The 4,697-nt window shown below is 62.8% G+C and carries 4 protein-coding genes and 2 pseudogenes; 1 reads left to right on the top strand and 5 read right to left on the bottom strand.

Going from position 1 to position 4,697, the window contains the following annotated elements; genetic code table 11:
- Positions 1-443, bottom strand: a pseudogene (locus tag C7T91_RS31255) (chloride channel protein); the annotation flags it as partial.
- A gap of 458 nt (positions 444-901) precedes the next feature.
- Here C7T91_RS31255 and ftsZ point away from each other — a divergent pair.
- Positions 902-2,263 (top strand): cell division protein FtsZ, encoded by a 1,362-nt coding sequence (gene ftsZ / locus C7T91_RS31250; protein ID WP_108263679.1) that lies wholly within the window; start codon positions 902-904, stop codon positions 2,261-2,263.
- Positions 2,264-2,362: 99 nt separating this feature from the next.
- Here the strand turns inward: ftsZ and C7T91_RS31245 are convergent, their stop codons facing one another.
- From C7T91_RS31245 to C7T91_RS31230, 4 genes and pseudogenes are all read right to left on the bottom strand, one after another.
- Complete coding sequence (locus tag C7T91_RS31245; protein WP_108263678.1) at positions 2,363-2,698, bottom strand: gene transfer agent family protein; 336 nt, start codon at positions 2,696-2,698, stop codon at positions 2,363-2,365.
- 7 nt (positions 2,699-2,705) lie between these two features.
- Positions 2,706-2,978 (bottom strand): spike base protein, RCAP_Rcc01079 family, encoded by a 273-nt coding sequence (locus C7T91_RS31240; RefSeq protein WP_108263677.1) that lies wholly within the window; start codon positions 2,976-2,978, stop codon positions 2,706-2,708.
- Positions 2,971-4,164, bottom strand: coding sequence for a phage portal protein (locus C7T91_RS31235; protein WP_108263676.1), 1,194 nt, complete (start codon positions 4,162-4,164; stop codon positions 2,971-2,973). Before C7T91_RS31235 ends, C7T91_RS31240 begins: the two co-directional genes overlap by 8 nt.
- Before the next feature lie 83 nt (positions 4,165-4,247).
- A pseudogene (locus C7T91_RS31230) lies at positions 4,248-4,697 on the bottom strand (hypothetical protein); the annotation flags it as partial.

The raw sequence follows: 4,697 nt of genomic DNA, 5'->3' as shown, positions 1-4,697 counted from the left end.
GTGGAGCCGCCGGTGCAGAGCGTGACCATCGAGGCGAAGGCCGAGGCGATGCCCTCGCGGATTTCGACGCGCCCGTCGCGCAGCGCCGCGCCCTCGATCACGTCGGCGACCGAGCGCACCCGCCCGTCCGGCGTGAAGCGGTGCAGGATCTGGCCCACCACGAGCCCGCCCAGGATCGGCACGGCCAGCAGCCAGTACCAGGGCAGCGTCTCGGCAATGCTGTGCAGGTGGATGTCCGAGGTGGTGTAGACCACGGTCTGGAGCTTCTCGATCCCCTTGCGGAAGGCGAGCGTGGCGAGTCCCGAGGCGATGCCGACGACCAGCGCGATGAACCAGAACTGGATCCGGTCCGGGCCGCGATGGCGCACGACGTACCATCCGTCCCGCCAGGCACTGGCGACGTCCTCCAGCTGGTCGTGAAGGAATCCGCGCTGCCGTGCCAAGGTCCGTCTCCGCAAGAATTGATTTGATCCGCATGACAAGCGAAGCCGAGCGGCCCGGAAGTGTAAAGGGCAAGGTCTGTCGCAGACCGCCCCGCAGCGCCCCCGGGAGCGCCCCGGAGGCCGGGTGCGACACTCCGCTCGGAACGCCGCCGCATCCGCTTTCCGCCGCGGGCCCGCCTTGCCCCAAGGGACGGCGGCAAGCCGCCGAAGCAGTTGAACTCGCGCGGGGAATCCACGCCCCGCCGCGATTCGGAGCGGACCGGGGAAATCCCGGTTGTTTCCTGCCTGCGCAGGCTCCGGCAGGCTCGGGGACCGCAAGTTTCCGCCGAAGCTCCGGTTTTTAGTTAATTGCAAGCTTTTTCAGGTGACCGGTCTTGGGGACCGATGTAAGGTGGCCACATAAGCAGAGCAGTGGCGGTCCGAAGAGACTGCGGAAAAACAGACAGGCAGATAGAGATATGACTCTGAATCTCGTGATGCCCGACCAGGACGAGCTGAAGCCGAAGATTACGGTGTTCGGCGTTGGTGGGGCTGGCGGCAACGCCGTCAACAACATGATCGAAAAGCAGCTCGAAGGCGTCGATTTCGTCGTGGCGAATACCGACGCCCAGGCGCTGGCCCAGAGCCGCGCCGCGGCTAAGGTCCAGATGGGCGTGCGCGTGACCGAGGGTCTCGGCGCAGGGGCCCGTCCGGCCGTCGGCGCCGCCGCTGCCGAGGAGACGATCGAGGAGATCGTCGACCATCTCGTGGGCAGCCACATGTGCTTCATCACCGCCGGCATGGGCGGCGGCACCGGCACCGGCGCCGCCCCGATCATCGCCCAGGCCGCGCGCGAGCTCGGCGTCCTGACCGTCGGCGTCGTCACGAAGCCCTTCCAGTTCGAGGGCTCCAAGCGGATGCGCAAGGCCGAGGAGGGCGTCGAGGCGCTCCAGAAGGTCGTCGACACGCTGATCATCATCCCCAACCAGAACCTGTTCCGGCTGGCCAACGAGAAGACCACCTTCACCGAGGCCTTCTCGCTCGCCGACAACGTCCTCTACCAGGGCGTCAAGGGGATCTCGGACCTGATGGTGCGCCCGGGCCTGATCAACCTCGACTTCGCCGACGTCCGCTCGGTGATGGACGAGATGGGCAAGGCGATGATGGGCACCGGCGAAGCCAATGGCGAGGACCGCGCGATCCAGGCCGCAGAGAAGGCGATCGCCAACCCGCTGCTCGACGAGATCAGCCTCAAGGGCGCCAAGGGCGTGCTGATCAACATCACCGGCGGCTCCGACATGACCCTGTTCGAGCTCGACGAGGCCGCGAACCGGATCCGCGAGGAAGTCGACCCGGACGCGAACATCATCGTCGGCTCGACCATGGACGACACGCTGGACGGCGCGATGCGCGTCTCGGTCGTCGCCACCGGCATCGACGCGGTCGCCAAGACCGAGGAAGTGCCGCTGCCGCGCCGCCGCATGGCAGAACCGCTGACCCAGCAGGTCTCGGCGGAGCACGAGGAAGAGCCCGCCGCAGCGTCCGACGTGCCCCCGGCAGCCGCGGTCGCCCGCGACGAACCGGCCCTGTTCCAGGATCTGGAGCCGCAGGCGCCCGCCAGCCACGTGGTCGACGGGTGCCGCCGCCTGAACTCGTTGTTCAGGATCGACTCGATAATGTCGCCCACGCGGTCGGGGGTGCCGAAAGGCCAAGCAAGGCCTTCGATTTCGCCGGCATCGGAGATGGTCAGCGCAGATTTGAATTCGAGCCGGTCGGTCATTCAGGTTCCTCCGGCGCTGTCGAAGCAGGCGGAGACTGCGGTTCGCCACGGTAGACTATAAACTGGCCATCGTAGAGCAGCGGCTCGCCATCGTAGAGAATTGCGCCAAACGGGTATCTGCGGTTCTGCATGCTGCCCCAAAGACCGAGACCGATGCCGTTCATGCCGCCTGCTCCGGCTCTTTGTCGGCGCCGTACCAGCGGGCAGACAGGATCATCAGGGCGAGGGTCACCAGATCGAAGACAGGCCGGTTCGCGGCGTAGGTGTCGCAAAGGCGTTTGGCTTCCTCGGGCGAGGTCTCGCCGCCGCCGATCAGGGCAAGGCGGATGATCTCGCGGAGGTGGTCGAGCTTGTAACCCAGCCCGGCGAGCTGGTCGAAGATCGCCGCAACGCCCTTGCCAGTCAGGCGTTCAAGCTCGGTCATCATGGGGTCGGTCAGGGCAAAGGCGCGTTCGCGGTCGCCGAAGAAGAAGCGGATCGTGATTTCGTCGGTCATCGCGTGGTTACCAGACGGCGAGAATATCGGCGGCATTGGTGCCGGTGGCCAGGATCTTGCGCACACGGACAGGCAGCAATGACGCATCGGGGATGTTCCGGAATGTCCGGGCCGTCCCAGACGGACTGTCGAGAAGCTCGACAGTCACATCTCCGCCCGTGCCCACGTAGAGCGCGCGCGGGATAACCGGCAGGTCAGTGACGTCGCTAGGCGTCACCGGTTCCGCGTTGGTGATCGGCCCGCTTAGGGATTTCGCGAATTTTTTGAAGAAATCAATCATTTGGAATGCTTTCGGCTGTCGCCGGGCGGGTCGTCGCGCCGGTCGAGATGTAAGGATTTTCGAGGGCTTCGCCGTCTGGGCGCGGGGGCAAATTGAGACCGCCGCGAACCTCGTTCGCGGTCATCGCGCCCATGGAGCGATACTGCCCGTAGGCGGTCGCACGGGCGGCGGTGTCGGTCGTGGTCAGGTCGTTGGTATTGAACTCGATATACAGCTCGCGGCGCTCTTCAGGCGCCAAGAGGCAGCGCGCATAGGCCCAGGTCCATTCCGACAGCCAAGGCTTGAGCGTGACCTGAAGGAACTGGCGGGCCATTTCCTCGGTGTTGGACCACGTCCCGCGCGTCAGCTCGAAAAGCATCGTGGGCGGCACGCCGAAGACGCGGGCAATCTCGCGGATTTGCTCAAGGCGGTTCTCGGCGAATTGCGCGTCGGTCAGCGTCATGGCGATTTGCTGGTAGGCCATGCCTTCATCGAGAAGCGCGACACCGCCAGCTTTCGGGCCGGAATGAGAATCCAGCCAGGATGCTTTCAGGTTCTTCTTCGCTTCGTCGGACATGGTCTTCGGCGCGGTGATGATGCCGCCCGGCGATGCGCCGTTGCCAAACAGCTTTGCGATATGGGCTTCGAAAGCGAGCGAAAGGCCGATGGCTTCCCGGCCCAGCGTGATCGGAGCGACACCACCAAAAGCTTTGATATGCAGAATGTCGGTGAATTGGTAGCTATGCCGTCCGTCTTTGAGCTGGACGTGATAGGTCGGCTCGCCGGTGAAGTCGTCAGTTTCGACCTGAACCGCGCCGGGGTCGAGGCGATGAAGTTCGAGCGGTTCGCCAAGGCTGTTGCGGATCACCAGCGCGAAACCGTGGCCGCGAAGAAGCGCGTCGGTCGTCAGCTCTTCGCGAAGTACCTGGGCGGATGTCCAAGGGTTCGCTTCGTCGTGAATGAGCTTATAAGCCGGATGATCCTTCTCAACTTCACGGGTTTCTCGGTCGTGAAGCTTTACAGGCAGTCCGCCAGTGGTTTCGGAAATTAGGGACACCGCGCATTTGACGGCGGGCACGCGCATGGCGTTTTCGGAGGTAACATTCTGCCCGGTGATCGTCGGCGTAATCCCGAAAATGGGAAGGGCGGCAGGGGTCGAGGCCCCCACCGCCTTTTTCTGAAATGCAGAACGCAAACTCTGAAACATCTTACTCGTAAAGAAACTTATCTAATATCCATTAGATAACATCTGAATGAGTGGATGTGAATCGTTTAAATCCGAAAACTTTCCTATTTGAGCGCTTTTTTTGAGAAGGATCCTGAAATCGGAATGTCAAATTTCACACGGTTAAGCGCTTCAGCCATAAGCGTTACTGGAGACGCGTAGATGTACGCCGAAGCAATTTCTTGCGGGGCATGGCCCGTAATCATTTTCGACAGGTCACGGGAACAGCCCGTCCGCGCCAGCTCCGTAGAAAGAGTGTGCCGGAAGCTATAGAAGACCTTCTGCTTGGTCTTGATCCCGAGGCCCTTCAGGAAGGAATTATTGAACCAGTCGTTGACCTTGTCGGGGCGCGTCCAGTCAGGAAACAGCAATGTCTCGCCCTTGTCGCGGAGGGACTGCACGTATTCCAAGAAGCCGAGGTTTACGAGGTCATCGTGTACTGGCACGAGGCGCTTGCTGCGCTGGTTTTTCGATGCTTCGGCCAGATAGAACACCGGAACGCCTTGCTCGTGGTA

The sequence above is a fragment of the Mangrovicoccus ximenensis genome, from assembly GCF_003056725.1.
GTDB classification, from domain to species: Bacteria; Pseudomonadota; Alphaproteobacteria; order Rhodobacterales; family Rhodobacteraceae; genus Mangrovicoccus; species Mangrovicoccus ximenensis.
Note: the sequence above shows the minus strand (reverse complement) of the source record. Positions and strands in the feature narration are given on the sequence as shown.